Below are 1,215 nucleotides of genomic sequence, written 5' to 3' on the forward strand. Positions count from 1 at the left end.
GGAAAATTTAATCGCCGGATCGATTCGATCACAGCGACAACAGAACGCTGATGCTTTTTGCACACAAAGCCACCAAGATAACCTAATCTCAAAATGTATAGCCTTACGGATGAGGGTCAACATGAGTCAACAAGGTTTACATGCGCTGTTGCGCCCGCAATCTATTGCTGTTATTGGCGCATCAACCCGTGCCGGCCGAGCCGGATTTCTGATGATGCGCAATTTACTTGAAGGTGGTTTTAGCGGGCCAATTTTGCCGGTAACACCCCGCTATCAGGCGGTCAGCGGGGTATTGGCGTATGCCTGTATTGCCGATTTACCGTTGATCCCCGATCTGGCGGTTATTTGCACCCACGCACGGCACAACCTCAGTTTACTCGAACAGTTAGGTGAAAAGGGCTGTAAAGCAGTACTGCTACTGTCGGGGGATAGCCGCGATTATTCAGCATTACGGCAACAAGCGTTGCGCTATAACATGCGCCTGCTTGGGCCAAACAGCTTAGGTATTCTTGCCCCGTGGCAAGGGCTAAATGCCAGTTTCTCTCCGATTCCTGCCCGCACAGGAAAATTGGCGTTTATCTCGCAATCAACGGCAGTCGCCACCACAATCCTCGACTGGGCACGCCCACAAGATATCGGCTTTTCCTATTTTATTGCCCTTGGCGATAGCCTTGATGTCGATCTTGATGATCTGCTCGACTATCTCGCTCGCGATAGCAAAACCTCCGCCATCTTGCTGTATCTTGAAGAGCTGCAAGATGCCAGACGCTTCTTATCGGCGGCACGTGCTGCATCACGCAATAAACCCATTTTAGTGGTAAAAAGTGGCCGTACACCTCAATCCCGCCAATTGCTTGGCTCATCAGGATTAGACAGTGTCTATGATGCCGCATTTGCTCGTGCAGGTCTGCTGCGTGTACAAGATACCCACGAACTGTTTGCCGCAGTAGAAACTCTGCACCATACCCTGACAGTGAAAGGGGAACGGCTGTTTATTCTCAGCAATGGCGCAGCCCCTGCAGCCATGGCGGTAGATGAGCTGCTTAGCAGAGGCGGTAAACTGGCACAATTAACAAAAACCGAACAGCAAGCGCTGGAAGCGGCACTGCAGTTGCCAGCCGGAAATCCGCTAAATTTACGTGATGATGCCACCCCAGAGCGCTACCTAAAAGCACTGGATATGCTTCTTTCCAGCCCCCAGTGTGACGGGATCTT

1 protein-coding gene is annotated in these 1,215 nt (G+C 51.4%); it reads left to right on the forward strand.

Going from position 1 to position 1,215, the window contains the following annotated elements:
- Positions 1 to 121: 121 nt before the first annotated feature.
- A partial coding sequence (locus tag ACRC27_RS04230) for an acetate--CoA ligase family protein (protein WP_438639265.1) occupies positions 122 to 1,215 on the forward strand: 1,094 nt, incomplete at its 3' end.

Origin of the sequence: Plesiomonas sp. (genome assembly GCF_051650925.1) — a bacterium.
Lineage (GTDB): Bacteria > Pseudomonadota > Gammaproteobacteria > Enterobacterales > CAMTGL01 > Plesiomonas.